The organism is Shinella pollutisoli, from assembly GCF_024609765.1.
GTDB classification, from domain to species: Bacteria; Pseudomonadota; Alphaproteobacteria; order Rhizobiales; family Rhizobiaceae; genus Shinella; species Shinella pollutisoli.
Map to the genome: position 1 here is coordinate 1 of NZ_JANFDG010000078.1, position 531 is coordinate 531.

Annotated in this window: 1 protein-coding gene; it reads right to left on the bottom strand. The window is 67.4% G+C overall.

What is annotated here, in order from left to right:
* The coding region (araD1, locus tag NNZ72_RS25400; RefSeq protein WP_257318465.1) for an AraD1 family protein at positions 1 to 531 on the bottom strand (531 nt) is incomplete at both ends.

The window sequence follows — 531 nt, forward strand, 5'->3', positions numbered from 1 at the left end:
TCGGCGCCGATCTCGAACACGTCGCCCGCCTCGGTGCGCACGCCGTCGCCGAAGGACAGCGTCGCCGTGCCGAACATGTGGACATGCACGTCGCCCGGCATCCGGAACAGGCTGTACTTGAAATGGTGATATTCCAGATTGGCGAAAGTGTGCGACATGTTCGCCTCCCCCGACACGAACGGCTTCTCCCACAGAACCTCGCCGCCGCGCAGGATGCGCGAGAAGCCGCGGATGTCGTCCGGCGCCGCCCCCACGCGGATCTCCGGCCCGAAGCTCGCCTGACGCAGCTTGGAATGGGCGAGGTAGAGATAGTTGATGCGCTCCGTCACGTGGTCGGAGAACTCGTTGGCGACGGCAAAGCCGATGCGGAACGGCGTGCCGTCCCCGGCGATCACGTAGATGCCGGCCATCTCCGGCTCCTCGCCGCCGTCGAGCGCGAAGGAGGGCGAAACGAGCGCATCGCCGGGGGCGACCGCCTGGGTGCCGTTGCCCTTGTAGAACCATTCCGGCTGCACGCCGGTCTCGCCGGGC